The following is a 26,816-nucleotide window of genomic DNA, read 5'->3' as shown; positions in this document are numbered from 1 at the left end:
CATGGAGAGTCTCATCAATGGATAATGCTGTGCCTAAACGGATCGGACGTGCGCCGGCGTCCCGGGCCCTGGCGGCGGTTGTCGCCCTCCTGGCGCTGACGCTCTCCGTTGCGTTCAGCAGCACGGCAAGTGCTGACGACCTCGAGGACCGCAAGGCGGCCATCGAAGCCGAGAAGCAGAAGGTCCAGGAGGACTACGAGTACCTCGGAGAAGATATTGCCGAGACGGTAGCCAAGCTCAACATCTACAAGGGCCAGCTCCCGGCCGCGCAGCAGCAGCTCGCGGATGCCGAGGGACGTGTCGACAGTGCCGCCGGCAAGGTGGCCGCCCTGAACGAACGGGTTGCCCTCGCCCAGAACACCCACGAAACCATCACGGCGCAGATCGAGAAGGACCGTGAGAACATTGCGGCCACTGAAAAGGCGATCGGACAGATTGCGTCCCAGGCCTACAAAAACGGTGGTGTTCCCTCCACGCTCTCGCTGATGTTCGGCGCCAAGGGTGCGGACAGCCTCAGCGATTCGCTCGGCATGGCGGAACAAGCGCTAAAGGGCCAGAACGCCGCCGTCGAAAAGCTGTCCCAGCAGAACGCCAATAACGTGAACTCCGAGGCGCGGCTGTCAGCCGTGGCCGAAGAGATCAGCAAGCTCAAGGCCCAGGCGGAAGAAGCCCTCAAGGCCGAGCAGTCCGCGCGTGACGCGGCAGCCGCGGAGAAGCAGAAGGTGGACGACCTGGTTGCCCAGACCACGGCGATGAACCAGGAGCTTGAGGCACAGAAGCCGAAGCTCCAGTCCCAGATGGCCAGCCTGGAAAAGGAAAGCGCCCAGGTCACCGCGGACATCGCGGAGCGGCAGCGGGTCCTGCTCGAGGAACACCGCAAACGCGAACAGGCCCGGATCGACGAAATCAACCGTGCGGCAGCTGAAGAAGCGGCCCGGAACAACCGCCCCGCCCCGCCGGCCCAGAACATTCCGCAGCCGGGCAACCCGTCCTCCTTCGGGCTGCGCCCTCCGGTAGTCGGAGCTCCTATTTCCTCCGGCTTCGGCTGGCGTGCAACCCCGCCCGGATCCATCGACTTCTTCGGCAACGGCGGCTACCTGCACTCCGGCATCGACTATGCACCGACCTGCAACACACCGGTCTATGCGCCTGCCTCAGGCCACGTCTGGCGGGCCGACCAGGGCGGCGGGGAAATGATCGGAACCGGCAACCGGATTGTCCTCAACCACGGTGTGGTGCAGGGCAACGCCTTAGCCACCAACTACTACCACCTCAACGGCTTCGCGGTGTCAGTCAATCAGTGGGTGGAGCAGGGCCAGCTGATCGGATATGTGGGGAACACCGGAAACTCCACCGGTTGCCACCTGCATTTCGAGACGGTGCTCAATGGTGCCCTGGTGGACCCGAGGACGTTGCTCTAGGCCTACAATGGAGCTTTCGCTAGAACCTACTAAGGAGTTGCCCCGTGCCTAAGGAAAGTGGCCGTAAGGTAGTGGCCACCAATCGCAAGGCCCGGCACGACTACGAAATCCTCGATACCTACGAGGCCGGAATGGTTTTGATGGGGACCGAGGTGAAGTCGCTGCGAGAGGGCAGGGCCTCATTGGTGGACGGGTTTGCCACGTTCTATAACAACGAGCTCTGGCTCGAAGCCGCCTACATTCCCGAGTACCTCAACGGTAGCTGGACCAACCACTCCGCCCGCCGCCGCCGCAAGCTGCTGCTGCACCGCGAGCAGCTGGAAAAGATCATGCGCAAGACCAGCGAATCGGGTTTTACCATCGTGCCGCTGCAGCTGTATTTCCTGGACGGACGGGCCAAGGTGGAGATCGCCGTCGCCCGCGGTAAGCGGGAGTACGACAAGCGCCAAACCCTGCGGGAGAAGCAGGACAACCGCGAGGCACTTCGCGCGATGCGCGAGAAGAACCGCGGCGCATGAGTGGAACGTTCTGGGAGCCGCAGGTAGAAGCGGACGAGGAAGCCGCGGCCCGGAAGCCCGCCTGGACGTGGATCGTTACGGCCGTCGACCTCCTGATAGTCCTGGCGGTGCTGCCGGTGGTCATCCTTGTAGTGGTTCCGTTCTTTGCCGCGTACTACCTGTTCCTTGCACACGTGCTGGTATGGCTCGCGCCGGTGCTGGTCCTGGCGAACATCGCCTTGTTCGCCTGGGCCTTCCGCAGCAAGGCACCCGGCATGACCGCGCTGAGCATCCTCTCGGTCCTCTTCGTGCTCGTCTCCTGGATACTGCTGGTCGTTTGGGGTTCACCCGTAGTGGTCTTCGGCATCCGGCTCTGAACCGCCCCGTGAATTCTGCGGTACAATGAGTGTTCCGGCTTCGGTCGGATTGGTAACTCAATAAGGGGATGACCGGTTTCGACGATGTTTTGTTGAGACAGGGGAAGCGGGCCGAGGATACAGGGTTATCTCGTTAACGATCTCTGTAAACCAATAAGTGCCGAATCAAAGCGCACTGACTTCGCTCTTGCTGCCTAAGCAGTAAGGCATAGTCCGTCAGCCCGGGGATGCTCTCGCCCCGGTGCCTGGCGTCATTTAGAGGGCCACTGCTGAACACTTTCGCCGTTGGGGTGTTCGGGACTTTTAGACGGCTGGGTCCGGATCAGCCACTTGTCTGCGTGATGGCTGGGACCGAGAAAATCCGCAGCAGACTGCGCCCGGAGAAGCCCTGACAAAGCGACATCGGACGGGGGTTCGATTCCCCCCATCTCCACTGAGAAATCTCCAGCCAAAGCGGGGAGCGCCTTAGGGCGTTCGCCGCTTTGCTGGTTTAAGCCGGGTTGCACGGGAGAGTTGTTTCTCACACCCGTGCGGTTTACCCCGTTGCGGGGCCTCTTCCCGTCCGGCAGGGCAAGGTGCGTTGGTAAACTTTGTCGTAGGCAGTACCCGCGCCGGCAGGACCCGGAGCGGGCGATATAACCGGTCGGAAGACCTTGTAGGAGACGCACCACTTTATGCAAAGCCCGGCACTCGAATCCCAGCATGACGACCTTTGGAACCGACGCTATGAGCCCAATGTCGCTGAGGTGAACCAGCTTTGCGACTCCTTGGCTGAAATGAAGCCGGGCAGCCAGGTGCCCTACATCGATCCCATGCACGATATCGGGGAATGCCGGATCGTCAGCCTGTTCTCCAACATCGGCACCGCCCACGAGTCGGGGTTCATCACGGCCGGTGACAATGAGGCCGTGGCACGGCTGCTTGGCGTGCACTGGCAGGCCGGACTGCGGCCGGAGTTCGTTATGCCGTGGAACGCCTACCCCTGGCATGTGCCGGGCGAGCCCAACGGCAAGCTGAGCAAGGAACAGGTCCAGGAGGGGCTGCGGCCGCTGCTGCGCTTCCTTGCCCTGGTGCCCCGCGCTTCCGTCATCGTGGCCCACGGTACCGAGGCTCAGCGGCTCGCCGCGCTGTTCCTCAAGACCGAGAACCGGATGATCTACCGCCGCAGTATCAAGGTCTACAAGGCCCGCTCGCTTTCCGGGCGTTCCTTCGGCGCCACCGCGGAACGTCAGCAGGAGGCGCTGGACGATATGCGCGCTGCCTATACCGACGCCATGGCCCGCACCGGGCTGACGGCTGCACGCTAGAAACCTGACCGGCCGGCGCTTTCGCGCCGGCCCGCGCCGGCCCAAACAGACCCCGCCGGAACCGTCCGGCGGGGCAACGGCTCAGGCCTCGGCCGGCTCAGCCGGGGAGTCCACAACCCCGATGAAGCGGGAGCCCACTCCCGGATACTCTGTGCGGACGGCTCCGACGGCCAGCTCGGGAAGTTCCCGTACCCGGTGGTCTTCGCACGCTATGAACGTGAACTCCGGCCACCACTTCTTGGGCCGGGCAGCTTCCGTGTATCCGCAGACAGTGCAGGAAAGCTGCACCCAAACGGGGCGTTTTCCGGTGCGGTTGGCCCTGGACTGGACCAGCCACCCGGGCGGGTCGGCCTGCATCCGTGCCAGCTCCGCGTCATCCACGTGCGCGGGAATACCGTGGCGGATGGCCATTTCAAGCGGAATATCAAGGATCTGGGCTGCCTGGCGTCGAGTAGTCATCAGTTAAACGATACGCGTTGAAGCATCGCCGCACGCACCGCGGGGCGGCGGCCGCCCGGCCGCCGCCCCGCCGTCGTGCAGGGGAAATAACCGCCTTAGGCCGGCGTGGACTCGAAGAAGGCATCCCGCAGGTTGGCTTCCTCATCCTTCGAGAGGTTCGTGTAGATCAGCTTCACCCCCGAGAAGTCCTTGAAGGCTTCGGCCACCCGGTCCTCCACCGCATTGGAGGACAGGACGAACAACGCCGAGGTGCCGGGAGTGACCTCCTGGCGTACCCGCGAGATGAAATCGTCGTTGATCCCCACGTCCACCATGGAGCCCGACATCGCGCCGATGGCAGCGCCCACCGCTGCACCGATGAGCGGAACAAAGAAGATGAGCCCAAAAAGAAGTCCCCAGAAGCCGCCGCCCAAGGCGCCGGCCCCCACCATGTTGTGTTCCTGGATGGTCTTGGGCTTCTTGCGCCCTTCGGGCCAGGTCACGATGGCTTCGTCCTGGACAGTGATGAGGCCCTGGGACTGGAGGCTGGCGAGGGTCTGCGTGGCGCGTTCCGCAGCGTCCGCATCCGAGAATTTCCAAACGGTCAGTGTTGCCATGGCAGTTACTCCAAACGTTAGGGTTCTTCGACAGGTCCGCATACGGGACCCATCGGCAGCGCCAACGTTAGTGCCGTGTCCGGGCACGTACAAGGAAAACGGCCGTCCCGGGCAGAGCCTGCACTGTAACGCCCGGCAGCCCTGTGCGGGCTGACGGCTCGGACGTATTATGCACAGGACACGGTGAAAGGACGGCCGTCCATGCTGCCTCGCAACGATCCCGCCTGGTGGACGAGCGCCGTCGTTTACCAGATCTATCCCCGCAGCTTTGCCGACTCGACCGGTGACGGCATCGGTGACATCGGCGGCATCATCGAGCACCTGGACCATCTGGCCGAGCTGGGCGTGGACGTGGTGTGGTTGTCGCCGATCCAGCAGTCGCCGCAGTTCGATAACGGCTATGACATCAGTGATTACCGCCGGATCGATGAAATGTTCGGCACGGAGGAACAGTTTGACCTCCTGCTTCAGGGCCTGCATAAACGCGGCATCCGCCTGATCATGGACCTGGTGGTCAACCACACCTCCAGCGAATACCCGGGATTCCAGTCCTCCAAGTCCTCCAGGACGTCACCGGAGCGGGACGGCTATTGGTGGCGGGATGCCCGCCCCGGCTTCGAACCAGGGGAACCGGGGGCGGAGCCGAACAACTGGCGCTCCTTTTTCGGCGGCTCGGCATGGACCTTCGAACCGCGTACCAGCCAGTACTACCTGCACCTTTTCACCCCGCAGCAGCCGGACCTGAACTGGGAAAACCCGCGGGTCCGGGCCAAGGTGTACGCAATGATGAACTGGTGGCTGGACCGGGGCGTGGACGGTTTCCGGATGGACGTCATCAACTTCATTTCGAAGGATCCGGCATTGCCGGACGGAGTGGTGGACTCGTCAGGGATCTGGGGTGACGGATCGCCGTACTTCGTATCGGGGCCGCGTATCCATGAATTCCTGCAGGAAATGCACCGGGAGGTCTTCGGCGGTCGCAGCGGCCAGTACCTGACGGTGGGGGAGACACCCGGAGCCACGGTCGAACAGGCGCTGCTGTTCACCGATGCGCAGCGGCGGGAACTGGACATGGTGTTCCAGTTTGAACACGTCAGCCTCGACCAGGGCGCCGGCAAATTCGATCACCGGCCGCTGTCCCTGCCGGACCTGAAAACGAGCTGGAACCGCTGGCAGCGCGGACTCGCCGAAAAGGGCTGGAACAGCCTGTACCTGAACAACCATGACCAGCCGCGCGTCGTGTCCCGCTTCGGTGATGACCAGCAGTACCGGTACGAATCGGCCACGCTGTGGGCCACCCTGCTGCACCTGCAGCGGGGGACCCCCTACATCTACCAAGGCGAGGAGATCGGCATGACGAACGCCGGGTTCACCTCGATAGACCAATACCGGGACGTGGAATCACTGAACTACTATGCGGAGGCGCTCGAACAGGGGATGGACCGGGAACTGGTCCTGGAAGCGCTGCGCCGGATGAGCAGGGACAACGCACGCACGCCCATGCAGTGGACCGCGGGCGAGAATGCGGGTTTTTCCGAAGTGGAACCGTGGATTCCGGTGGCTGCGAACTACCCCGCCGTCAACGTGGAGACGGACCGGGCCGCCGAGCAGTCCGTCTTCGGCTACTACCGTGAGCTGGTTCGGCTCCGGCACGAATCGGACCTGGTGTCGCTCGGGGACTTCCACCTGCTGGACCCGGGGCATCCGACGCTGTTTGCCTATAAGCGCACCCGCGGGGACCGGGCGTTGCTGGTCCTGGGCAACGTGTCCGGCACAGAGCTGGGAGTGCCGTCCAACCTGGCGGCCGGAAGCCTCGTCCTGGGCAACTACCCCGACGCCGGCGACCGTCACCTGCTGCGCCCCTGGGAAGCCCGGATCCTGGATATCTCCACCTATGCGGGGGGCTAGGCCGGCTATTCGGCGCTGAGGCTGCGGGTGTACAGGTCCGCGAGCCCTGCGTAACCGCCGGACCGGAAGGCGGCGCGTTGCCGTTCCGCGCCGGTACCGCCGGCAAGGACCCGGGCGACGCCGGCAGCCGCGTATTCCCGGTCTCCGGCGTCCTCCAGCGCCGGGGCAACATAGTCCAGCAGCGCAGAGAGGTGATCGGCCGCGGGCACGCTGCCGCCGGGATGCGAAACCAGGTTCCCGCTCATACCGAAGCGGGCAGCCTGCCAGAGGCCGACGTCGAGCAGTTCCGGATCCGGGACGGCTGCCGGGACCGCGGGGCCGGCGGACGCCAGCGTGTCCACCAGCGCCCGCACCAGGGTTGCCAGCAGCAGGGAGTCCCGGGCTTGGAGCTGGGCATCCGCAATGCGGACCTCCACCGTGGGAAAGGTATCGGAGAGCCGTGCCGCCCAGCCCACGTGGCCGGCGTCGAGCACCACATCGGTGGCGAGCAGGCTTTCCAGCCGTCGGGCGTAGTCCTGCGCATCGGCGAAGAGCGGAGGGCAGCCCTGTACGGACCAGCGCCGGTAATGGACCATGCGCCAGCTGGCGAAGCTGCTGTCCTGACCCCGCCAATAGGGGGAATTCGCGGCAACGGCACCGAGCAGCGCGAGCCACGGGCGGATCCCGTTCAGCACGCGTACCCCTGTGTCGCGGGAGGGGATGCCGACGTGGATGTGGGTGCCGTTGACGTATTGTTCGTGCGCGACGGCTCCGGTCAGGATTCCCATCCGCTGGTACCGGTCGGAGGAATTGAGCACCGGCGGTCCCTCCGCGATCCGCGGCGCTGCTCCGGTGGCGGCAACCCGTACGCCCGCTGACGCTGCTGCTTCGGCCAACCGGGCGCGGAACCCCAACAGGGCATCCAGGGCCTCCTCGCGGGTGGTGCAGACCCGGGTGGAGCTCTCAACCTGTGCGTCCAATAGCTCGGCGGAACTGGTGAAGGCGCCGTGCTCCGGGGAGATCAGGGCGCGTGTCACCTGGGCTCCGGTGGGGAACCCGGTGGAGGCATCCATGAGGAGGAACTCTTCTTCGATGCCGAAGGTGGAGACCATACGCATTTCTCCTAAGCACCAGCCATGCCGGACTTGGACAATTGTAGGTAGGCGGGGGAGCCGGCGCACCAGGGGTCAGACGGGCAGCCCCGTCCGTACTGCCCGCCACGTCAGCGTGAGGTAAGGCAGGTCCAGGACATCCCCCGGTGCGTGTCCGAGGTGTTCGTAGAGGTACCAGGACAGGTTCGAGTACAGTTTCTCCCGCGCGGCGGCGCCGGCCGACAGATAGAACGCACGTGACCGGGCCAGCTCAAACAGGTCTTCCGGGGTCATCGGCTGCGTCCAGGCCACGGTGGAGGACTCTTCCAGCGTGAACTCCGGTCCCAGCTCAGGCCGGAAGCCCGGGCGCAGGACATCTCCGGCGTGGATGATGCGCGAATAGCGGTGGACCCACGGGATGCTTACATCGAGCTGGTTCCAGACCAGGCCGAGGATCCCGTGCGGCCGCAGGATGCGGGCGAACTCCCGGCTCGCCGCGGCAGGATCGCACCAGTGCCAGGCCTGGGCCACGGTCACGGCGTCCAGCGAAGCGGCGGGCAGACCCGTCTCCTCCGCCGTGCCGACCCGCACCGGAACGTCAGGCAGCAGCCGGGAAAGCTGGTCGAGCATGTCGCGGGACGGGTCGACGGCGCAGACATCCAGTCCGGCGGCATGCAGCTCCCGGGTGTACTTGCCGGTGCCGGCGCCGACGTCGGCCACGTCCCGGACCGCGGGGCCGTCAGGGACGCCGGGACGGGCGAACAACCAGTGCACGGCCTCGGCGGGATAGCCGGGGCGGATGCGGTCGTAGTGTTCCCCGCCCGCCTGGTAGCTGTCCGCCAGCTGCCGGCGGCGCAGTGCCTCGAGCCGCGGTCCGGAGGTACCCACAGTTACAGGAGGTCGTCCAGGTCGGGATTCAGGCGCTGCAGCACTTCGCTGTGCAGCGTCCCGTTGGTCGCCAGCGCGTTTCCACCGAAGGGGCCGTCCTCGCCGTCGAGTGAGGAAAAGCGGCCGCCGGCCTCGGTCACGATCGGAACGAGGGCCGCCATGTCATAAAGGTTCAGTTCAGGTTCGCAGGCAATGTCCACGGCACCCTCGGCCACCATGCAGTAGGACCAGAAATCGCCGTAGGCGCGGGTACGCCAAACGGACTCGGTCAGGTCCAGGAACTCTTCGAGGTTGCCCCGGTCCTTCCAGCCGCCGAGGCTGGAGTAGGACATCGAGGCATCGGACAGCCGGGAAACGTTGGAGACGTGCAGGCGGGTGGCCGCAGCCAGGGACCGGCCCATATAGGCCCCCGTGCCGGTGGCTGCCCACCAGCGCTTGCCCAGCGCAGGTGCGCTGACCAGGCCGACCACCGGGACGCCGTCGTCCACCAGTGCAATCAGGGTGGCCCACACGGGGACGCCGCGGATGAAGTTCTTGGTGCCGTCGATCGGATCGATGATCCAGCGCCGCGGGCCCGAGCCGCTGGACCCGAATTCCTCACCCAGTACGGCATCGCGGGGCCGGGCACGGGATAGCTGCCCGCGGATGGCGTCTTCGGCGGCCTTGTCGGCGTCGGTTACCGGTGTGAAGTCCGGCTTGGTCTCGATCTTCAAATCCAGGGCCCGGAAGCGCGACATGGTCTGGTCATCCACGGAATCAGCCATCACATGGGCCAAGCGCAGGTCATCGTTGTAGTTCTGAACGAAGGGCATACTCTTCAACTTATCCTTATTCGGCGGGCACAGCCCCGCATTAGGCCCGTTAGCGGGCGGTGTCCTCATGATTCCAAGGTGGATTCTTCGGCGGCGGGAACTCCGCCGTCCGGATGGGGCTATTGCTCGCCGAGCTCCTTCGCGGACGACTTGTTCTCCGTGCGGGTTCCGGTGCCCAGCAGCCGCCGCAGCGACGCGAGCCGCGCGGGGCCCGCCGGCCCGGCATGGCCGCCTTCCACCCACGGGTCCAGACCGCAGCCGACGGCGACGGAATCGTGCCGGCAGCCGCGCTCACAGTCGGCCGTTCCCGGCTCAAGGTCGGGGAAGGCCTGCAGGATCCGGTCCGGGTCCACATGGGCCAGGCCGAAGGAGCGGATGCCCGGGGTGTCGATGATCCAGCTGCCCGCGGGGGAATCGCTCAACCGCAGGGCCAGGGCCGAGGAGGACGTGTGCCTGCCGCGCCCGGTGACGGCGTTGACGCCGCCGGTGGCGCGGGCCGAGCCGGTCAGGGCATTGACCAGGGTGGATTTGCCTACGCCGGAGGGACCCACCAGGACGCTGACGTTGCCCTTCAGCACCTCGTGGAGGGCCTCGACGGCGGTTCCCTGAAGGCGTGCGGAAAGGCCGTCGTCGGAGCGGGCATCGATGCCCGAGGCGTCAGCTGCCGCGGTGCGGCTGATAATGACGTCCATGTCCAGGTGTTCGTAGTTGGCCAGCAGGTCGGCGGGGTCCTTGATGTCCGCCTTGGTGATGCAGAGGACGGGGGAGATCCCGGCGTCGTACGCAGCAACGAGGGCGCGGTCGATGAAGCCGGTGCGGGGTTCGGGGTTGGCGGCGGCCACCACGATCACCAGCTGGTCGGCGTTGGCCACCACCACGCGTTCCACGGGGTCTGTGTCGTCGGCGCTGCGCCGCAGCAGGGTTCGGCGTTCCTCGACCCGGACAAGCCGGGCGAGGGTGTCCGGAGCGCCGCTTACGTCACCGACCAGCGCCACCAGGTCTCCGGCCACTACCGGCGTGCGCCGCAGCTCCCTGGCACGGGCGGCAATGACGGTGCGCTCGTTGGCGGTGTCTTCATCAACCACGGCGGTGTACCGGCCGCGGTCCACGGTGATGATCCGCCCGATGACGGCGTCGTCGTGGGCGGGGCGGTCCTTGGTGCGGGGCCGGGAGCCTTTTTTGTTCGGGCGGACCCGGACATCGGACTCGTCCCAGCCGCTTGTACTGCGTGTCATGCTTCCGCCGATCGGGTCAGCTGCTGCCAGAGTTCGGGGAACTGCGGCAGGGTCTTGGCTGTTGTGGAGATATCGCGTACGACGACGCCGGGCACGGCCAGGCCGATCAGGGCGCCGGCGGTGGCCATCCGGTGGTCCGCGTAGGTTTCCCAGGTGCCTCCGTGCAGTGCCGACGGCCGGATGACCAGGCCGTCTGTTGTTTCTTCCGCATCGCCGCCGAGCCGGTTAATTTCCGTGACGAGTGCGGCCAGCCGGTCCGTCTCGTGGCCGCGGAGGTGGGCTATCCCGGTGAGGCGGGACGGCGTGCTTCCGAGGGCGCAGAGCGCGGCCACCGTGGGGGCCAGCTCGCTGGTGTCGGCCAGGTCGGCGCCGCGGATGCGGCCGGTGCCGGTGACGGTGAGGGTGCCGTCGGCCAGGTCCACGGACGCGCCCAGGGCCGGGAGGATACTCCGCCACTTATCGCCCACCTGCGTGGTTGAGGCGGGCCAGCCGGTCACGCGTACGGTTCCGCCGGCCACCAGCGCCGCGGCGAGGAAGGGCCCGGCATTGGACAGATCCGGTTCAATCACGGTGTCGAAGGCGGCAATGGGGCCGGGGGCCACCCGCCATTCGTGGGGAACGGAATCATCAACGTCCACGCCGACGCCGCGCAGGACGGAGACCGTCATGGCAATGTGGTCCGGGCTGGGCAGCGTGCTGCCGCGGTGGACCAGGTGCAGGCCGTTGTCGAAACGGGGCGCTGCCAGCAGCAGGGCCGAGACGAACTGGGAGGAGGCACCGGCATCTATTTCCAGGCGGCCGCCTGCAATGCGGCCGGAGCCGGTGACGGTGAAGGGCAGGGAACCGGCGCCGCCGTCGTCCACCTGCACCCCGAGCGAGCGCAGGGCGTCGATGATGGCGGACATGGGCCGGGTGCGGGCGTGCGGATCGCCGTCGAACCCGGTGGTTCCGGTGACGAGTCCTGCCAGGGGAGGGACGAAGCGCATGACCGTCCCGGCCAGGCCGCAGTCAATCTGCCGGGTGCCCGGGGCTGCTGCCGGGACCGGATCTATGAGCAGGTCAGGGCCGAAGCTGCCGTCGCCGGGAATTTCGGTAACTGTTGCTCCGAGGGAGCGCAGGGCGGAGACCATAAGCTCCGAGTCCCGCGAATGCAGGGGTGCCCGCAGCCGGGACCTGCCGTCTGCAAGGGCGGCGAGGACCAGATATCGGTTGGTCAGCGATTTCGAACCCGGCACCGCGATTGTTGCGTCCACGGGCGAGGTGACGAAGGGTGCCGGCCAGGTAGCCGGCACCCCGGCATTCGGAGCACTCATTGCTGCTAGGAACCGACGATGTCCGAAGCGGCGTTGGACACTGCCTTGAGCTGCTTGCGCGTGCTCTTCGAAACCGACTTGGAGACGGCGCGGGTCTTGCGGCTGGTGCCCGAGGCAAGGTGCCCGGCGCGCCAGGCAAGGCCCGGACGGCCGTTGGTGTCAACGGCAGCGAGCAGGACGCCGCCGATCAGGGAGAGGTTCTTGAGCAGCTGGTTGCGGCGTTCCTTGCGCGCGGCCGCGGTGGAAGCCTCGGCATTGCGGTATTCCACCACGGAGTTCAGTGCGGCGGTTCCGGCGAGCAGGAGGGACGCCAGGCGGGCGAACTTGCCCGTGCCGAGCATCGAGGCAGCGCCAACCTGCGTGAAGCCGACAACCTTGGCTACGAGTGCCGGATTGGACGTGAATGCTGCGGCGGCAGGAACCGTGCTGCCGATCTTCTTCAGCGTGGGGGCGAGCTGTTCGGCGGTCTGGTCAGCGTTGCGAAGGCGCTCCACGCCTACCGCCACGAAGCCGGTTGCGAGCAAAGGACGGGCGATCAAACGGACTATCGACATAGTGCCTCCTGGGAAATCCCTCAGTTACGCGAAAAAACAACATGTGGTGCTGCTTCCACCTTAGTCTGGCATTCTGCGGCCTGCGGCACACGTTTCGTCCCGCGGCCTCTCGGCTGGCCTTTCCCGCCGCCCGCCGGGGGGGAAGGGGGAGGGGAGTGCGGGAATAGCGGGCCCGGCGTCGTCGTTGGCACCAGTATCAGGATGTGCTTCGTCGACAGTCAGGAGAAAAGCATCGTGCCAGCCGCCACGCTGACCTCAGCGCCGACTGCCCGCGGGCCGAAGCTACACGTGCGGGTTCCCGCCCGCACCGTAGACTGGGAGGTGATGAGAACTGATGCGCCGGAAGGCAGCCCCCACGTGGAAAACTTCGAACTCGACGTTGCCACCGAATCGGATGAGGCACGCAAGCTTCGTTTTGAGCAGGACGCCATGCAGTATGTGGACCAGCTCTATTCAGCCGCCATGCGCATGGCTCGCAATCCCTCGGACGCGGAGGACCTCGTACAGGAGGCCTACACGAAGGCGTTCTCCGCTTTCCACCAGTACCGGCCGGGGACCAACCTCAAGGCCTGGCTGTACCGCATCCTGACCAACACGTACATCAACCTCTATCGGAAGCGGCAGCGGGAACCCCTGCAGGCCAACTCCGACGGCGTGGAGGACTGGCAGCTGGCCCGTGCGGCCGAGCACAGCTCAACCGGACTCCGGTCCGCTGAAGCAGTTGCTTTGGACCACCTGCCGGATTCCGATGTCAAGGATGCCCTGCAGTCCATTCCGGAGGAGTTCCGGCTTGCCGTGTATTTCTCCGATGTGGAGGGCTTCGCGTACAAGGAAATTTCAGAAATCATGAATACGCCGATCGGCACCGTGATGTCCCGGCTGCACCGTGGACGCAAGATGCTCCGCGAGCTCTTGGCGGAGTATGCACACGAGCGCGGTATCAAGGGCAAAGTGCCCGCAGCCGAAGCCGCCGGCGCATCAACCAAGAAACAGGGGAATGAGCTATGAGCGATTGCCAGAGCCTGGGCGATTGCGACGACGCCCGCATCGAACGGCTGTACGAGTACCTGGACGGCGCCCTGTCCCACGAGGACCTGGTGGAAATCAAGGAACACCTCGACGGATGTCCCGAATGCGCCCAGGAACATGACCTTGAGTGCGTCATCCGTTCGGTCGTGAAACGGTCCTGCACTGAGGCAGCTCCCGAGACGCTGAAGGCCAGCATCCTTACCCGCATCAGCCAGATCCAGACGGCGGACCACTAATTCCGCAGGTCACCATCGCAGACACAAAGAACCCCCGGTGCCAATTGGTTCCGGGGGTTCTTTTTGCCTGACCAGAATGGTCACGCGGCTACCTAAGCTCTGCTTAGGCGTTGGGACGCTTACCGTGGTTAGCGCCGCCGCGCTTACGGTCACGACGCTTGCGTGCACGCTTGCTCATAGCTGCCTCCTTTGATTCGTAAAGTTCTGCCCTCCAGTGTCCCACATGCCTCACGCGCACGCCTAACGCGGATCCGGCGGCCTAGACGAATGCCGATTTCCCGGTCACGGCCCGCGCCACGATCAGGGAATTGATCTCGTAGCTGCCCTCGTAGGTGTAGAGGATTTCGGCATCGCCGAAAAGCTTGCCCATCTCATAGTCCGTGCTGATCCCGTTGCCGCCCAGCAGGGACCGCCCCATGGCCACCGATGCCCGGGCCAGCCGGGTAGTGGTTGACTTGGCCATCGCCGCCTGCACCATTTCGAGCTTGCCGTCCTGCTGGATCCGGGCAAGCTGTGCCATCAGTGCGAGCGAGACGGAGGCGTTGCCCAGGATTTCGGCCAGCTGCTGCTGGATCAGCTGGAACCGGGCGAGCTCCTTGCCGAACTGCTTCCGGTTCAAGGCGTAGGAACGTGCGACGTCGAATGCGGCCAGCTGGATGCCGGCGGCCTGCCAGCCCACCCAGGCACGCGAATCGCGCAGCAGCTCATTGGCTTTGGAAAAGTCGGTGGCACCCGGCAGGAGGTTCGCCGCCGGGATGCGGACTTCGTCAAGGACGATGTCCGCGTTCTGCATGATGCGCAGGCCGATTTTGTTTGCGATCTTTGCGGCGGTGTAGCCGGGGCGGTCGGTTTCGACGAGGAAGCACTTTATCTGCTGGTCGGCGACGTCCCTCGCCCAGACCAGGGCGAAGTCGGCGATGGTACCGGCGCCGATCCACCGTTTGGCGCCGTTGATCACCCACTCGTCCCCCTCGAGGCGCGCCGTAGTGGCCAGTCCGCCGGCTATGTCCGAGCCGTGGTCCGGTTCGGTCAGTGCGAAGGCACCGATCTGCGTGAGGGCGGTGAGGCCCGGCAGCCAGCGTGCCTTCTGCTCCTCGGAGCCGAGCTGGTGAACCATGCCGACGATCAGCTCGTTGTGGATCCCCACCAGCGCGGAGAGGGACACATCGGCCCGCGCCACTTCCGCGTACATCAGTCCCTTGAACAGCTTTGAGGTTCCGTCTGTCTGCAGGCCGCCGAGGCCGTACTTGCCCAGCTCCGCGACCAGCTCGAAGGGGAATTCCTCCCTGTTCCAGTAGTCGATCGAAGCAGCCCGGATCCGGGACTGGAGGAAGCTGCGGACCTCCAGGTAACGGGACTGTTCCTCCGGCGAAAGCAGGTCAACGATGTACATCAGGTCAACGTCCGGGAAAGGCGGGACAAACGCGTCGTCCGCAACTGTGCGGTTCTGTCCGGTGGCACGTCTCTGTGGCTGCACGGGCGAGCATCCCTTCGTAGTGACCCGGCATAAAGGAACCGGATCCGCCTAACCCTTGGACGTCCTACTATATTGCAGGGTGACGCAGATCACCATCCCGTCGGAAGCCGGCCAGGGTCCGGAGCCCGGACCACGGCGGCAGGCCGCAGGCCGCAAGCCGCCGACGCCGACTTTCCGACGCTGAAAAGCTAGGCTGGGCCTATGAAATCCAGAACGGGAAGCCGGGGGTGCCGTGGCAACGCCGCTGCCGCGTGATCCCATTGCGGATGCCAGGGGAAATTGGGAACGGCACGGTTGGTCCGACGTCGCCGCACCGATGGCTGCCATCACTGCCATCATGCGGACCCAGCAGATCCTGCTGGCCCGGATCGAGGGGGTCCTGAAGCCGTTCGGGCTGACGTTTGCCCGGTACGAACTCCTCGCCCTGCTCAGCTTTGCCCGCAGCGGCGCGCTGCCCATGAACAAGGCCAGCGCGCTTCTCCAGGTGCACCCCACATCGGTGACGAACGCCGTCGACCGCCTGCAGGACGCGGAACTGGTGATCCGTTCACCGCATCCCACGGACGGGCGTACCACCTTGATTGAGCTGACTCCGGCCGGCCGGACGCTGGCCAAGCAGGCAACCCTGGCCCTGAACTCGGCGGTGTTCGCACAATCCGGATTCGGAGAGCAGGATGTGGACCAGCTGATCCAGATCCTCGGCAGCTTCCGCAGGAACGCCGGCGACTTCAGCGACTGAACGGCACGGCCGGACGCGCCGCCTCAGCGGTGGGAGAAGTCCGGCTTGCGCTTCTCGACGAAGGCCGCCATGCCTTCCTTCTGGTCCTCGGTGGCAAACAGCGAGTGGAAGACGCGCCGTTCGAAGAGCACTCCCTGGGCCAGCCCTGTCTCGAACGCTGCGTTGACGGCTTCCTTGGCAACCATCGCCACCGGCTTGGATTTGGAGGCAATGACCGCGGCGGCCTCCATCGCCTCCTCGACCACGTCCGCGGCCGGAACCACCCGGGAAACGAGGCCGGCGCGTTCGGCTTCCTCGGCACCCATGAAGCGCCCGGTCAGGATCATGTCCATCGCCTTGGACTTTCCCACGGCGCGGGTGAGCCGCTGGGAGCCGCCCATGCCGGGGAGCACCCCGAGATTGATTTCCGGCTGGCCGAATTTGGCATTGTCACCGGCAATGACGAAATCGCACATCATCGCGAGTTCGCAGCCGCCGCCGAGGGCGAATCCGGACACCGCAGCTATCACCGGGATGCGCAGGCGGGTGAAGTCTTCCCAGCCGCGGAACCAGTCCGCGGCATACATGTCCATGTAGCCCTTGGACTGCATTTCCTTGATATCCGCCCCGGCGGCGAAGGCCTTGCCGGAGCCGGTCACCACGACCGCCCCGATGGCGGGGTCGGCATCCATGGCGGTCACGGCGCCCACGAGTTCGTCCATGGTTGCCTTGTTCAGCGCGTTCAGCGCCTCGGGCCGGTTGAGCGTTACGAGCCCCACCCGCCCGCGCTGCTCTACGAGAATACTGGTGTACTGCTCCGTCATTTCTGGCCCCTCAGCTGCTGTTTCAAATCGTGTTGTTCAGGTCTGTCCGGTGTGCAAAAACCTAGTGCGCGGACTTGTCCCGGATATCGGTGATGATGCCGGAGAAATCCCGGCCCGCGCCGCCTTCCGCAGCAAAGTCATCGTAAATTGCGGAAGCGAGCGGTCCTAACTGCGCGGCGACGCCTGTGCTTTCGAGTGCGTTGAGGGCGAGCTTCAGGTCCTTGGCCATCAGGGCTCCGGCGAAACCCGGCTGGTAGTCGCGGTTGGCGGGGCTGGCGGGCACCGGACCCGGCACGGGACAGTTGGTGGTCAGCGCCCAGCACTGGCCGGAGGCCGCGGAGGCAACGTCGAAGAGGGCCTGGTGCGTCAGGCCCAGCTTTTCGCCCAGCACGAAGGCTTCGCTGACCGCGATCATCGAGATTCCGAGGATCATGTTGTTGCAGATCTTGGCGGCCTGGCCTGCACCGTGATCTCCGCAGTGCACTACGCGCCGGCCCATCACTTCAAGCATCGGGCTGACTGCTTTGAAGTCCTCCGGCAGCGCGCCCACCATAAAGGTCAGAGTGCCTGCCTCGGCGCCCACGACGCCGCCTGAGACCGGCGCGTCTACGGCACGGTGGCCGGCAGTAACCGCGAGTTCTGCAGCTTCCCGGGCTTCCTTCACGTTGATGGTGGAGCAATCCAGGAAAAGGGTGTTGGGCGCGGCAGCGGCGAGCAGGCCCGGCTGGTCTCCGGTGCCCCGATACGCGTCCAGCAGATGTTTGCCGCTGGGCAGCATGGTGAGGACCACGCCGGCGCCGGCCACCGCGGCGGCGGCACTGCCGGCTGTGGCGATGCCGTTTGCCTTCGCCGTCTCGAGGGCGGCGGGCATTACGTCGAAGCCGGTCACGGAGTATCCGGCGTTTACGAGACGAACGGCCATCGGCCCGCCCATGTGGCCCAGCCCGAGGAAGGCGACCGGAGCGGTCTGCTCCGCAGCACCCAGCGCCGAAGCGAATGGTTCAGACATTGTTGTGCTCCTTGGAAAGTATGAGTTCACGGTTCCCCAGCGGCGCGAAATAGGATTCGACGTCGTCGTCGCTGACCTCTGCCAGCGTGGCGGGCTGCCAGCGCGGGGAATAGTCCTTATCCACCACCTGGGCACGGATGCCCTCCCGGAAATCGGTTCCGGCGAGGAACCGCAGGCCCACCCGGTACTCCTGTTCCAGGGCTTCCTCCAGGCTTAGCCCCTTCACCCGGCGCAGCGATTCCAGCGCCACTTTCACCGCTGTCGGTGACTTGGCTGCCATTGCCTCGGCAGCCTTGGCTGCTTGTGCCTGCCCCTCGAAGGCCTGCAGCCGCCGCAGAATCTCCTCGGCATCGTTCCCCGCGTAACAGGCCTCTATCCATTCCTGCCCTGCGAGTCCGGACGGCGGGGCCTCCTCCGCGAAGCGTGCGACGGCGGAGTCCACGGGTTCGCTTTCGAGCGCCTTGGCGAGGTCCGCCAGTTTCGCCGACGGAACGTAGCGGTCCGCGAACCCCAGGAATACCGCATCGCCGGCGTTCAGATGGGCGCCGGTGAGTGCTGCATGGGTGCCGGCCTCCCCGGGCGCGCGGGAGAGCAGCAGGGTTCCGCCGACGTCGGGCACGAAGCCGATGGTGGTTTCCGGCATGCCCAGCCGGGTGCGCTCGGTGACGATCCGGACTGAGCCGTGGGCGGAGATCCCTACTCCGCCCCCGAGCACCAGTCCGTCCATAAAGGCCACGTAAGGCTTGGAGTAGTTCGAAATGAGCGAGTTGAGCGTGTATTCCTCCGCCCAGAACGCGGCCGTGGCGCTGCCGCCGTCGAGCATGTCGCGGTAGATGGCCACTATGTCGCCGCCCGCGCACAATCCCCGTTCGCCGGCGCCGCGTACCAGCACGGCTGCGACGGCGTCGTCGTGGGCCCAGAGCCGGAGCTGCTCCAGCATGGCCGATGCCATGCCGGCCGTAAGCGCATTGACGGCTCGTGGGCGGTTAAGCGTGATTACGCCCAGCCGGCCGCGGCATTCGAACAGCACCTCGTCCGTGACAGGCGTCCCGGGGCCCATGCCTGCCATCAGCTGCCTTCCGGCATCACGAAGCTGGCACCGGTGCGGATCCCCGACGGCCAGCGCGTGGTGACCGTTTTGGTCTTGGTATAGAAGCGGAAGGCATCCGCGCCGTGCTGGTTGAGGTCGCCGAATCCGGAAGCCTTCCAGCCGCCGAAGGTGTAGTAGGCAATAGGGACCGGGATGGGGACGTTGATGCCCACCATGCCGACCTGGACGCGGCTTGCGAAATCACGGGCGGCGTCACCGTCCCGGGTGAAGATGGCCACTCCGTTGCCGAACTCGTGCTCGCTGCACAGGCGCAGGGCTTCGTCGTAGTCCTCCGCGCGGAGCACGCTGAGCACGGGCCCGAAGATCTCTTCCTTGTAGATCGTCATGTCCTTGGTGACGTTGTCGAAGAGAGTGGGCCCCACCCAGAAGCCGCCCTCGTAGCCCTCTACCGCGAGGCCGCGCCCGTCGGCCAGGAGGGTGGCGCCCTCCTCCACGCCGGCCTGGATGTACCCCTCGATCCGTTCCTTCGCGGAAGCCGCGACCACCGGGCCGAAATCCGAATCATCTGCGAGGCTGTGGCCTACCTTCAGAGCCGCGATCCGTTCCTCAAGCTTCGCGACGAGCGCGTCGCCGGTGTCCTTGCCGACCGGCACGGCCACGGAGATGGCCATGCAGCGTTCACCGGCCGAGCCGAAGCCGGCACCGATCAGGGCATCTGCTGCCATGTCCAAGTCGGCATCCGGCATGATCACCATGTGGTTTTTTGCGCCGCCGAAGCACTGGGCGCGCTTTCCGTGGGCAGCGGCAGTGGCATAGATGTACTGCGCAATCGGGGTGGAGCCGACAAACCCGATGGCCGATACCCGCGGATCCTCCAGCAGTGCATCAACCGCTTCCTTGTCGCCGTTGACCACATTGAAGACGCCGGCCGGAAGGCCTGCCTCCGTAAAGAGCTCGGCGAGGCGCAGCGGCACGGAAGGGTCCCGCTCGGAGGGCTTGAGGATGAAGGAATTGCCTGCAGCCAGTGCCGGACCGGATTTCCACAGCGGAATCATGGCCGGAAAGTTGAACGGCGTGATTCCGGCTACGACGCCGAGCGGCTGGCGCAGCGAGTGGACATCGATGCCGGCCCCCGCGTTGTCCGAGAACTCGCCCTTGAGCAGGTGCGGGGCGCCGGCAGCGAATTCCACCACCTCGATGCCCCGCTGGATGTCGCCCTTCGCGTCGAGGAGGGTCTTGCCGTGTTCCGAGGACAACAGGGTGGCCAGTTCATCCAGGTTCTGGTTCACCAGGTCAACGAACCGAAGCAGTATCCGTCCGCGCCGCTGCGGGTTCATGGCCGCCCATTCCAGCTGGCCCTTCTCCGCGTTGGAAACCACGTTGCGGACTTCCTCGGTGCTGGCCAGGGGCACCCTGGCGGAGATCTTGCCCGTGCAGGGATCGTAGACATCGCTGAAGCGCCCGGAGCTGCCTCCAACATGCTGTCCGTCAACGTAATGCGATAGCTCGCGAACCATCATGGAATGCTCCTTTGCACCGTGGAATTTCGAAGCTGCATCCCGGCCGGGTGTGAGCCGTGACATTATCTTCCCACCCCAACATAGTCGGACATCCAAGTAAATTCCATACTGCCCGTACTGCCGGGGCAACGACGACGGCGGCGCCGTGGGGAAGATGGTCTTCCGCCACTGACGCCGCCGCGGTTTCGTTCTGCTGTGTTTACCTGCTGGGCAACGTGCCCTATTCGGTGTTGCCGGCCGCGAGGAGCGCGTAGCGCTGCTCGCGGCGGTAGGCCTGCTCGGCCGGGTCCGGCACCGGTGCCGCGGCCAGCAGGCGGCGGGTGTAGGGATCCTGCGGGTACTTCAGGACCTGCTCGGTGGAACCCTGCTCCACCATCCTGCCCTTGTTCAGCACGGCGATATGGCTGGCCAGGATCTCGACCACCGCCAGGTCGTGGCTGACGAACAGGCAGGCAAAGCCGTACTCCTTCTGCAGGTCCTGCAGCAGCGCCAGCACCCGTGCCTGCACTGACACATCCAGCGCCGACGTCGGCTCATCCGCCACGAGCAGGGACGGCCGCAGCGAGAGCGCCCGGGCAATGCCCACACGCTGGCGCTGGCCGCCGGAGAGTTCGTGCGGGTACCGGTTGCGGAAGCTCTTGGGCAGCTGGACGTCATCGAGCAGGTTCTCCACCCGCTTATCCAGCTCGGCCTTGGACAGCTTCTCATGCAGGAACAGCGGCTCGCCGATGCTCTCGCCGATGGACATCCGAGGATTCAGCGATGCCGCCGGGTCCTGGAAGACGATGGCGAACTTCCGCCGCAGGGGCCGCATTTTCTTCGGCGACAGCCCTGCGATGTCTGTTCCGTTGATCCGCACACTTCCCTCGGCCACCGGCAGCAGACCGGTGACGGCGCGTCCGATTGTGGACTTGCCGGAACCGGATTCGCCCACCAAACCCATGACTTCGCCGGGCATGATCGTGAAGGAAACATCTGACACCGCACGGAAGGCCGCGGTGCGGAACCGTCCCGGATACTCGATGGCCACATTCTCCAGCTGCAGGGCGGGCGTCTGCGACGACGTCGGTTCGGCCACTTCCTCGGAGGCCTTCATGACCGACAGGGGCGCGTCGGTGATCTGCAGCGATCCGTCATCCTCCACCTCGACGGCTGCCAGCACGCCGCCCACCTTGGAACCGAGGTGCGGCACGGCGTCGAGCAGGGCCTTGGTGTAGTCCTGCTGCGGTGCAGCGAAGAGATCCACCACGGCGGAGGCTTCCACGATCCGCCCGTTCTGCATCACCACCACGTTGTCCGCAAGGTCGGCCACTACGCCCATGTCATGGGTGATGAGCAGGATGGCGCTGTTCAGGCGTTTGTTGAGCTTGCGAAGCAGCTCGAGTACTTCCGCCTGGACCGTAACGTCCAGGGCGGTCGTGGGTTCATCGGCGATCAGCAGGATCGGATCATTGGCAATGGCAATGGCAATCATGGCCCGCTGGCGCTGCCCGCCGGAGAACTGGTGCGGGTAGCTGTCGTAACGGGTCTCCGGATCCGGAATCTCCACCATGCGCAGCAGCTCAATGGCGCGTGCCTTGGCATCGGCGGGGGACGCATCGGTGTGCTGCTCGATGATCTCCTTCACCTGTTCACCCACCGTGAGGACCGGGTTCAGGGCCGTCATGGGTTCCTGGAAAATCATGGCAATGTCATTGCCGCGGATCTTCCGCAGCGCCGACTGCGGGGCCCCGATGAGTTCCTTGCCGTGCAGTTTCGCACTGCCGGTGGACCGCCCGTTGCCGGGCAGCAGGCCGAGCAGTGCCATGGAGGACATGCTCTTTCCCGAGCCGGATTCGCCGACGATCGCCAGGATCTCCCCGGGATAAACCTTGTAGTTCACGTCTTCGGCGGCCATGACCCATTCGTTGTCAACGTTGAAATCGACGCCGAGTCCGGTGACCTCAAGGATGGGGGAACCGGTTCCCGTTGCCGGGGTGTCGCTGTATACCGGTGTGGAGGTCATTGCTTGTTCCTTGTCTGTCGGGGATCAAACGCATCCCGGAGCCCGTCGCCGATGAAGTTGACGGCGAGGGCAATGGCCACGATAAACACGCCGGGCCAGAGGAAAACCCAGGGGCGCACGGTCATGGCTGACCGGTTGTCATTGATCAGCTTGCCCAGCGAGGTGTCCGGCTCCTGCACGCCCAGGCCCAGGAAGCCGAGCGCCGTTTCCAGCAGGATGGCGCCCGAGATGGCGAGCGTGGCCGAGACGATGATGACGCCCACGGTGTTGGGCAGGATGTGCTTGAAGATGATCCGCGCCGAGCTGGCGCCCACGGACTTCGCCGCCTCCACGAACTCCTTTTCCCGAAGGGAAAGGAACTCGCCGCGGACAATCCGGGCGAGGTTGGTCCAGGTGAGCATGCCTAGGAAGACCGCGAAGACCACGATTCCGAAGTCGGCCACGATGGTGGCCAGCACTGCGGCGACCACCAGGAGCGGGATGGTGATGATGACGTCGGTGAAGCGCATCAGGACGGCTTCGACCCGGCCGCGGTAATAGCCGGCCAGGGCACCGACGACGGTGCCGATGGCGGTGCCGACAATGCCCACGATGAAGGCAATGATCAGGGAGATCTGCGCCCCGCGCATGGTCATCGCGAAGTAGTCCCGGCCCAGGGCGTCCTGGCCGAACGGATGGTCGCCCAGTCCGGTCCAGGACAGGGTCGGCTTCCCGCCGTCGGCGGTTTCCTGCACTTCGTAGAAGGTGTGCTGCCACCAGCCCGGAATATGCAGCGGGCCGACGTTGAAGCCGATTGAGGAGAATGCCAGCAGCACGATAAAGAGCAGGCCGATCATTCCGCCCATGGCGCCCTTATGCCGCAGGAAGCGTTCGCGGACCAGCTTGGACTGGCTTTTGGCCTCGGTGATTCTAGGTTCAGCTACGACGCCCCTGGTTGCGGGGGAGTCCGCCGTGACGGTCCGCTGGCTCTCCAGCGTCATGGCCGTCAGCTCCGGGCTGCTTTCCTTCGGCCCGTCCGCGGGAATCTTGTTATCAGTCATTGCTCTACCAATCAGTTCAGGCTGATGCGCGGATCGAGGAACGCGTACGCGATGTCAGCCAGCATGTTGAAGGTCACCGCAGCCACGCCCGTGACGAGGAAGAACGCCATGATGACATTGGGGTCCACGTTGGAGAGTCCGTCGGTGAACATCTTGCCCATGCCGTTCCAGCCGAACACGGATTCCGTGACCACGGCGCCGCCGAGCACACCGGCGAAGTCGAAGGCCATCAGGGTGGTGATCGGGATCATCGCGTTGCGGAAGGCGTGCTTGACCACGACGGTCCGCTCGCTGAGGCCCTTGGCCCGAGCGGTGCGGATGTAGTCCTGGGTCATGACGTCCAGCTGGCTGGCGCGGGTGTAGCGGGTGTACATGGCAAACGAAATCAGCATGATCGCGATGGTCGGCAGAACCAGGTACAGCGCGTAATCGAGATTTACTTCCCAGAAGGTTCCCTCGAGGTTGGGTGTGGAGGAACCGGTAGTGGGAATGGGCCGGCCGCCGGTCTTGCGGGACAGCGTCGGGTAGGCGTGCAGGAGCGAATCCAGGAACACGATGAAACCGATCAGCAGGCCGACGACGGCGGTAATCTGCCGGGTCTGCTTGGCGTACGGTCCGCCCACGAAGTGCCCGATGGCAGCGGAAACGGCAACGGTCACCAGTGCCAGGCCGGCAATGGTCAGCCAGTCGGGGTCTTTCATGATGTTCATCGTGACCAGATAGCCGACAAAACCTGCTGCGGCCGTAGCAAGGGCTGCGTAGACAATCCGGTGACGCCGGAACCCGGCGAACAATGCAGTGACTCCGAGGGCGATGGCGAAGGCGCTCACCAGGATGCCGACGGGACCGAAGCCGGGGGTCTTGAACCAACCGGACATCAGCAACAGGAGCATGGTCGCCGAAGTTGCCACGGCTGCTACCGCGAATACCTGGATCCGGCGTCGGCGGTCGCCGCCGACGACAACCATCCAGATCACCCCGGCCACCAACCCCAGCAGCACTATGCCCAGATAGGACATGGTTGGATTCTCCAGCCACGTGTTGAGACCGATGGCGAGGTACTGCTTGAGGAGTGTGGAAAGCCAGAAGAGCGGCATGGAGAACAGGAGGAAGGCAACGAACGTGATCGAGTAGTCGAACACGCTGTACTGCCGCAGGGCGGTCACAACACCGATGAGCACGCCCAGGATGATCGCGAGCACCGTTGCTACGACCACCAGGCGGAAGGTTGAACCGACGGCGGATTGCAGCTGCTCGATGACGGGGTTGCCCACGCGGTCCAGGCCCAGCGTGCACTGTGCGCCGCCGGGCATGATGCAGCGGCCGATTTCCTGCAGCCAGAGGAGGTAACGGATGTGGATCGGCTGATCCAGGTGCATGGCTTCGGTACGGGCGGCTATGCGGGATTCCCGGTCATCGTTGCGCAGCTCGGCGAGGTCATGGAGGGGATCGCCGGAGTTGACGGCCAGGACAAACATCAGTGCCGTGGCGGCCAGGAGGATAAAGAACGAAGTGACCGCTCTTTTAAGAATGAAGTAGAACACCGTGGGGCTCCTTGGGGTGGGACTAAAGAACGCCGCGGACATAAGCAGGGGGATGGGCAGACTTTGTGTCTGCCCATCCCCGCTTAGGATGCGGCTAGCGTGGTGCTGCGGCTAGACCTGCTTTGTCCACTTGTAGGCGTTCCAGGTGATGCCGTTCTGGCTCGGGTTCAGTTCCACGTTCTCCAGCTTGGAGGAGTGTGCAACCACACCGGAGTTCGCGTACAGGACCACGTTGTAGACCTCGGCGGCGAGGATTTCCTCTGCCTTGGTCTTCAGTTCCTTGACCTCTTCTTCGTCAGTGGAGGTGGCAATCTGGTCCCAGAGCTTGTCGAGTTCAGCGTTGGCGAACTTGCCGTAGTTCTGCTCGCCGTCGGAGACGTAGATCGACTGTGCGCTGGCGGCCAGGCCGGAACCGGCCCAGGCGAACAGGATGGCGTCCCAGGCTCCGGGCTCGGCGAGCTTGGCGCTCCACTTGGGGTCCGGGGTGGGAACAATGTTGAAGCCGGCCTGGTCGCAGGAGGTCTTGATCAGGGTGACGATGTCAGCGCGCAGCTGGCTCGTGGAGGAGAACATCAGGCGGACCGATACGGGTTCGGTCTTACCTGCATCGGCAAGCAGCTTCTTGGCGCCGTCGATGTCCACTTCGTCGTACTCGCTGGCGGACGGAGCACCTTCGAGGACTTCCTCGTACTCCTCCTGGCCCGGCTGGTATTCGCGCAGGTTGTCCACCGTGGCGTTTTCATCGATGGGCTTGGCGAACTTCTCGACGATGTCTTCGCGCGGTACGCACTTGGCGAAGGCCTGGCGTACGGCCAGGTCCTTGAATACGCCGTTCTCGGACTGGTCCAGGTCGATGTGGCTGAAGGTCAGCTCGGGGCCGGTGAGCATCTCGACGGTCTCGCCGATGTTCTGGATGGCGGTCTTGGTGTCAACCGTGGGGCCGGACGGCTCGATGATATCGACCTCGCCGTTCTCCAGGGCCTGGACTGCTTCGGTGTCTGCAATGGTCTTGAAGACGATGGTGTCCGTCTTGCCCTTGCGCTCTTCGCCCCAGTAGTTCTCGTTGCGCTTGAGGGTCAGGGTGCCGTCGGTGGCGTTGTCCAGCATGTAGGGGCCGGAGGACGGGATCATTTCGGCGTCCGGAAGCTTGGTGAGATCGGCTTCGTAGTTCCAGCCGGTGTTCCAGAATTCGGCCAGCGGGGTCAGCGCCGCGACGTCCTTGTCCTGGATGGCCTTGATCAGGGCTTCGCCGTCGTTATCGGTGGCGAGGCCGCCCTTTTCCGCTGCGACATGTGCGGGCATGATGGGGCCGATCATCAAAGCTTCCCAGTCCGCGTACGGGGTTTCGAAGACCATGTCGAACTCTTTGTCGCCGGCCTCGCCCTCGAGCATCTTGGTCTGGGAGAAACCGTTGGTGGAGGACGGCTGGAAGATGTTTTCGCCTTCGGCGGGACCGACCTGGCCTGAGAAAGCGGCCCAGTTCAGCAGCATGTCATCGAAGTCGATGGGGGTGCCGTCGGACCACTTGGCGTCCTCGTTGATCTTGTAGTGCACCGTCAGCGGGTCGTCGCTGGTCTTTTCGAAGGTGCCGAACTCTTCATCGTGGATGACGCCGTTGGGGCTGTACTCGACGAAGTTGCTGTGCACCAGGTTGTCGACGTAGCTGTTGTAAGTGCTGTTGGTGTTGGCGGTGCTCGAGTTGTAGGCATCAGGTGCCTGGCTGATGGCGATATTGATGGTGGAAGCGATGTTCTCGGTTGTTTCCTCCGAGCCGCCTTCACTTTCGGTTCCGCCCCCGGCGGAGCCGCAGGCGCCCAGGAACAGGGCCCCCACGGAGAGTGCGGCAAGAGCTGCCGTGCGCTTAGTACGCATAAGTAGTCCTAACTGGTGATGAGGAGTCAGGAACCACCAATGATGGCCCCCCAA

Annotated in this window: 26 protein-coding genes and 1 other RNA gene; 9 read left to right on the top strand and 18 right to left on the bottom strand. The window is 65.0% G+C overall.

Features of this window, described 5'->3' with window-relative positions:
• Nucleotides 1–29 precede the first annotated feature (29 nt).
• From LJ760_RS00770 to LJ760_RS00750, 5 genes are all read left to right on the top strand, one after another.
• Nucleotides 30–1,421, top strand: a complete 1,392-nt coding sequence (locus tag LJ760_RS00770; RefSeq protein WP_227918331.1) for a peptidoglycan DD-metalloendopeptidase family protein — start codon at nucleotides 30–32, stop codon at nucleotides 1,419–1,421.
• A gap of 44 nt (nucleotides 1,422–1,465) precedes the next feature.
• A complete protein-coding gene (gene smpB / locus LJ760_RS00765) occupies nucleotides 1,466–1,939 on the top strand; it encodes an SsrA-binding protein SmpB (RefSeq protein WP_227918330.1) in 474 nt (157 codons plus the stop codon).
• Nucleotides 1,936–2,295: a hypothetical protein gene (locus tag LJ760_RS00760; protein WP_227918329.1), complete on the top strand. Its 360-nt coding sequence runs from the start codon at nucleotides 1,936–1,938 to the stop codon at nucleotides 2,293–2,295. The genes smpB and LJ760_RS00760 overlap by 4 nt, the downstream gene beginning before the upstream one ends.
• 64 nt (nucleotides 2,296–2,359) lie before the next feature.
• Nucleotides 2,360–2,731: a transfer-messenger RNA gene (gene ssrA, locus LJ760_RS00755) on the top strand.
• 238 nt (nucleotides 2,732–2,969) lie between these two features.
• Entirely contained in the window at nucleotides 2,970–3,602 is a 633-nt protein-coding gene (locus LJ760_RS00750) for a uracil-DNA glycosylase (RefSeq protein ID WP_227918328.1), read from the top strand.
• A gap of 81 nt (nucleotides 3,603–3,683) precedes the next feature.
• On the opposite strand, the gene LJ760_RS00745 is transcribed toward LJ760_RS00750, so the two are convergent.
• The gene (locus tag LJ760_RS00745; RefSeq protein WP_227918327.1) at nucleotides 3,684–4,061 is read right to left on the bottom strand and encodes a hypothetical protein; all 378 of its coding nucleotides are present in this window, start codon (nucleotides 4,059–4,061) and stop codon (nucleotides 3,684–3,686) included.
• A gap of 95 nt (nucleotides 4,062–4,156) precedes the next feature.
• On the bottom strand, nucleotides 4,157–4,657 hold the full coding sequence (locus LJ760_RS00740; protein WP_227918326.1) for a DUF1269 domain-containing protein: 501 nt from the start codon (nucleotides 4,655–4,657) through the stop codon (nucleotides 4,157–4,159).
• A gap of 201 nt (nucleotides 4,658–4,858) precedes the next feature.
• Between LJ760_RS00740 and LJ760_RS00735 the strand changes: the two genes are divergently transcribed.
• Nucleotides 4,859–6,565 carry a glycoside hydrolase family 13 protein gene (locus LJ760_RS00735; protein ID WP_227918325.1) on the top strand — a complete coding sequence of 569 codons (1,707 nt, stop codon included), beginning with the start codon at nucleotides 4,859–4,861 and terminating at the stop codon, nucleotides 6,563–6,565.
• A 5-nt stretch (nucleotides 6,566–6,570) separates the two neighbouring features.
• Here the strand turns inward: LJ760_RS00735 and LJ760_RS00730 are convergent, their stop codons facing one another.
• From LJ760_RS00730 to LJ760_RS00705, 6 genes are all read right to left on the bottom strand, one after another.
• Complete coding sequence (locus tag LJ760_RS00730; protein WP_227918324.1) at nucleotides 6,571–7,662, bottom strand: carboxylate-amine ligase; 1,092 nt, start codon at nucleotides 7,660–7,662, stop codon at nucleotides 6,571–6,573.
• Between the two features lie 69 nt (nucleotides 7,663–7,731).
• Nucleotides 7,732–8,523 carry a class I SAM-dependent methyltransferase gene (locus LJ760_RS00725; RefSeq protein WP_227918323.1) on the bottom strand — a complete coding sequence of 264 codons (792 nt, stop codon included), beginning with the start codon at nucleotides 8,521–8,523 and terminating at the stop codon, nucleotides 7,732–7,734.
• Between the two features lie 2 nt (nucleotides 8,524–8,525).
• Nucleotides 8,526–9,335 carry a histidinol-phosphatase gene (gene hisN, locus LJ760_RS00720; protein ID WP_227918322.1) on the bottom strand — a complete coding sequence of 270 codons (810 nt, stop codon included), beginning with the start codon at nucleotides 9,333–9,335 and terminating at the stop codon, nucleotides 8,526–8,528.
• A gap of 119 nt (nucleotides 9,336–9,454) precedes the next feature.
• On the bottom strand, nucleotides 9,455–10,570 hold the full coding sequence (gene rsgA, locus LJ760_RS00715; RefSeq protein WP_227918321.1) for a ribosome small subunit-dependent GTPase A: 1,116 nt from the start codon (nucleotides 10,568–10,570) through the stop codon (nucleotides 9,455–9,457).
• Nucleotides 10,567–11,883 (bottom strand): 3-phosphoshikimate 1-carboxyvinyltransferase, encoded by a 1,317-nt coding sequence (aroA, locus tag LJ760_RS00710; RefSeq protein ID WP_227918320.1) that lies wholly within the window; start codon nucleotides 11,881–11,883, stop codon nucleotides 10,567–10,569. Before aroA ends, rsgA begins: the two co-directional genes overlap by 4 nt.
• Nucleotides 11,884–11,888: 5 nt before the next feature.
• A complete protein-coding gene (locus LJ760_RS00705; protein WP_227918319.1) occupies nucleotides 11,889–12,437 on the bottom strand; it encodes a DoxX family protein in 549 nt (182 codons plus the stop codon).
• 324 nt (nucleotides 12,438–12,761) lie between these two features.
• Here LJ760_RS00705 and LJ760_RS00700 point away from each other — a divergent pair, with 324 nt between their 5' ends.
• Nucleotides 12,762–13,445 (top strand): sigma-70 family RNA polymerase sigma factor, encoded by a 684-nt coding sequence (locus tag LJ760_RS00700; RefSeq protein ID WP_227918318.1) that lies wholly within the window; start codon nucleotides 12,762–12,764, stop codon nucleotides 13,443–13,445.
• The gene (rsrA, locus tag LJ760_RS00695) at nucleotides 13,442–13,702 is read left to right on the top strand and encodes a mycothiol system anti-sigma-R factor (protein WP_227918317.1); all 261 of its coding nucleotides are present in this window, start codon (nucleotides 13,442–13,444) and stop codon (nucleotides 13,700–13,702) included. The genes LJ760_RS00700 and rsrA overlap by 4 nt, the downstream gene beginning before the upstream one ends.
• Nucleotides 13,703–13,805: 103 nt before the next feature.
• Here the strand turns inward: rsrA and LJ760_RS17550 are convergent, their stop codons facing one another.
• Nucleotides 13,806–13,880 (bottom strand): 50S ribosomal protein bL37, encoded by a 75-nt coding sequence (locus LJ760_RS17550; protein WP_104061284.1) that lies wholly within the window; start codon nucleotides 13,878–13,880, stop codon nucleotides 13,806–13,808.
• Nucleotides 13,881–13,961: 81 nt separating this feature from the next.
• Nucleotides 13,962–15,095, bottom strand: coding sequence for an acyl-CoA dehydrogenase family protein (locus LJ760_RS00690; RefSeq protein ID WP_227918539.1), 1,134 nt, complete (start codon nucleotides 15,093–15,095; stop codon nucleotides 13,962–13,964).
• Between the two features lie 316 nt (nucleotides 15,096–15,411).
• On the opposite strand from LJ760_RS00690, the gene LJ760_RS00685 reads away from it, so the two are divergent.
• Nucleotides 15,412–15,918: a MarR family winged helix-turn-helix transcriptional regulator gene (locus LJ760_RS00685; protein ID WP_227918316.1), complete on the top strand. Its 507-nt coding sequence runs from the start codon at nucleotides 15,412–15,414 to the stop codon at nucleotides 15,916–15,918.
• A gap of 23 nt (nucleotides 15,919–15,941) precedes the next feature.
• Here LJ760_RS00685 and LJ760_RS00680 read toward each other — a convergent pair whose 3' ends face one another.
• The 8 genes from LJ760_RS00680 to LJ760_RS00645 form a co-directional block, all read right to left on the bottom strand.
• Nucleotides 15,942–16,721, bottom strand: a complete 780-nt coding sequence (locus tag LJ760_RS00680) for an enoyl-CoA hydratase (protein ID WP_227918315.1) — start codon at nucleotides 16,719–16,721, stop codon at nucleotides 15,942–15,944.
• Nucleotides 16,722–16,782: 61 nt separating this feature from the next.
• Complete coding sequence (gene mmsB, locus LJ760_RS00675; protein WP_227918314.1) at nucleotides 16,783–17,730, bottom strand: 3-hydroxyisobutyrate dehydrogenase; 948 nt, start codon at nucleotides 17,728–17,730, stop codon at nucleotides 16,783–16,785.
• Nucleotides 17,723–18,799, bottom strand: coding sequence for an enoyl-CoA hydratase/isomerase family protein (locus LJ760_RS00670; RefSeq protein WP_227918313.1), 1,077 nt, complete (start codon nucleotides 18,797–18,799; stop codon nucleotides 17,723–17,725). The genes mmsB and LJ760_RS00670 overlap by 8 nt, the downstream gene beginning before the upstream one ends.
• On the bottom strand, nucleotides 18,799–20,298 hold the full coding sequence (locus LJ760_RS00665) for a CoA-acylating methylmalonate-semialdehyde dehydrogenase (RefSeq protein ID WP_227918536.1): 1,500 nt from the start codon (nucleotides 20,296–20,298) through the stop codon (nucleotides 18,799–18,801). The genes LJ760_RS00670 and LJ760_RS00665 overlap by 1 nt, the downstream gene beginning before the upstream one ends.
• A 223-nt stretch (nucleotides 20,299–20,521) precedes the next feature.
• Complete coding sequence (locus LJ760_RS00660; protein ID WP_227918312.1) at nucleotides 20,522–22,306, bottom strand: ABC transporter ATP-binding protein; 1,785 nt, start codon at nucleotides 22,304–22,306, stop codon at nucleotides 20,522–20,524.
• Nucleotides 22,303–23,346 carry an ABC transporter permease gene (locus tag LJ760_RS00655; RefSeq protein WP_227918311.1) on the bottom strand — a complete coding sequence of 348 codons (1,044 nt, stop codon included), beginning with the start codon at nucleotides 23,344–23,346 and terminating at the stop codon, nucleotides 22,303–22,305. Before LJ760_RS00655 ends, LJ760_RS00660 begins: the two co-directional genes overlap by 4 nt.
• Nucleotides 23,347–23,357: 11 nt before the next feature.
• A complete protein-coding gene (locus LJ760_RS00650) occupies nucleotides 23,358–24,890 on the bottom strand; it encodes an ABC transporter permease (RefSeq protein WP_227918310.1) in 1,533 nt (510 codons plus the stop codon).
• Between the two features lie 111 nt (nucleotides 24,891–25,001).
• Nucleotides 25,002–26,762, bottom strand: a complete 1,761-nt coding sequence (locus LJ760_RS00645; RefSeq protein ID WP_227918309.1) for an ABC transporter family substrate-binding protein — start codon at nucleotides 26,760–26,762, stop codon at nucleotides 25,002–25,004.
• Between the last annotated feature and the right edge of the window lie 54 nt (nucleotides 26,763–26,816).

Source organism: Arthrobacter sp. zg-Y895 (assembly GCF_020731025.1).
Lineage (GTDB): Bacteria > Actinomycetota > Actinomycetes > Actinomycetales > Micrococcaceae > Arthrobacter_B.
The sequence above is the reverse complement of the archived record's forward strand: the minus strand, read 5'-3'. Positions and strand labels throughout refer to the sequence as shown.

Bases quoted from the DNA above. Each gene is read 5' to 3' on its own strand.
- LJ760_RS00760 (WP_227918329.1), top strand. From the start codon at position 1,936: ATGAGTGGAACGTTCTGGGAGCCGCAGGTAGAAGCGGACGAGGAAGCC.
- LJ760_RS00750 (WP_227918328.1), top strand. From the start codon at position 2,970: ATGCAAAGCCCGGCACTCGAATCCCAGCATGACGACCTTTGGAACCGA.
- LJ760_RS00745 (WP_227918327.1), bottom strand. From the start codon at position 4,061: ATGACTACTCGACGCCAGGCAGCCCAGATCCTTGATATTCCGCTTGAA.
- LJ760_RS00740 (WP_227918326.1), bottom strand. From the start codon at position 4,657: ATGGCAACACTGACCGTTTGGAAATTCTCGGATGCGGACGCTGCGGAA.
- LJ760_RS00735 (WP_227918325.1), top strand. From the start codon at position 4,859: ATGCTGCCTCGCAACGATCCCGCCTGGTGGACGAGCGCCGTCGTTTAC.
- LJ760_RS00730 (WP_227918324.1), bottom strand. From the start codon at position 7,662: ATGCGTATGGTCTCCACCTTCGGCATCGAAGAAGAGTTCCTCCTCATG.
- hisN (WP_227918322.1), bottom strand. From the start codon at position 9,335: ATGCCCTTCGTTCAGAACTACAACGATGACCTGCGCTTGGCCCATGTG.
- rsgA (WP_227918321.1), bottom strand. From the start codon at position 10,570: ATGACACGCAGTACAAGCGGCTGGGACGAGTCCGATGTCCGGGTCCGC.
- aroA (WP_227918320.1), bottom strand. From the start codon at position 11,883: ATGAGTGCTCCGAATGCCGGGGTGCCGGCTACCTGGCCGGCACCCTTC.
- LJ760_RS00705 (WP_227918319.1), bottom strand. From the start codon at position 12,437: ATGTCGATAGTCCGTTTGATCGCCCGTCCTTTGCTCGCAACCGGCTTC.
- LJ760_RS00700 (WP_227918318.1), top strand. From the start codon at position 12,762: ATGAGAACTGATGCGCCGGAAGGCAGCCCCCACGTGGAAAACTTCGAA.
- rsrA (WP_227918317.1), top strand. From the start codon at position 13,442: ATGAGCGATTGCCAGAGCCTGGGCGATTGCGACGACGCCCGCATCGAA.
- LJ760_RS00690 (WP_227918539.1), bottom strand. From the start codon at position 15,095: ATGTACATCGTTGACCTGCTTTCGCCGGAGGAACAGTCCCGTTACCTG.
- LJ760_RS00680 (WP_227918315.1), bottom strand. From the start codon at position 16,721: ATGACGGAGCAGTACACCAGTATTCTCGTAGAGCAGCGCGGGCGGGTG.
- mmsB (WP_227918314.1), bottom strand. From the start codon at position 17,730: ATGTCTGAACCATTCGCTTCGGCGCTGGGTGCTGCGGAGCAGACCGCT.
- LJ760_RS00670 (WP_227918313.1), bottom strand. From the start codon at position 18,799: ATGGCAGGCATGGGCCCCGGGACGCCTGTCACGGACGAGGTGCTGTTC.
- LJ760_RS00665 (WP_227918536.1), bottom strand. From the start codon at position 20,298: ATGGTTCGCGAGCTATCGCATTACGTTGACGGACAGCATGTTGGAGGC.
- LJ760_RS00660 (WP_227918312.1), bottom strand. From the start codon at position 22,306: ATGACCTCCACACCGGTATACAGCGACACCCCGGCAACGGGAACCGGT.
- LJ760_RS00655 (WP_227918311.1), bottom strand. From the start codon at position 23,346: ATGACTGATAACAAGATTCCCGCGGACGGGCCGAAGGAAAGCAGCCCG.
- LJ760_RS00645 (WP_227918309.1), bottom strand. From the start codon at position 26,762: ATGCGTACTAAGCGCACGGCAGCTCTTGCCGCACTCTCCGTGGGGGCC.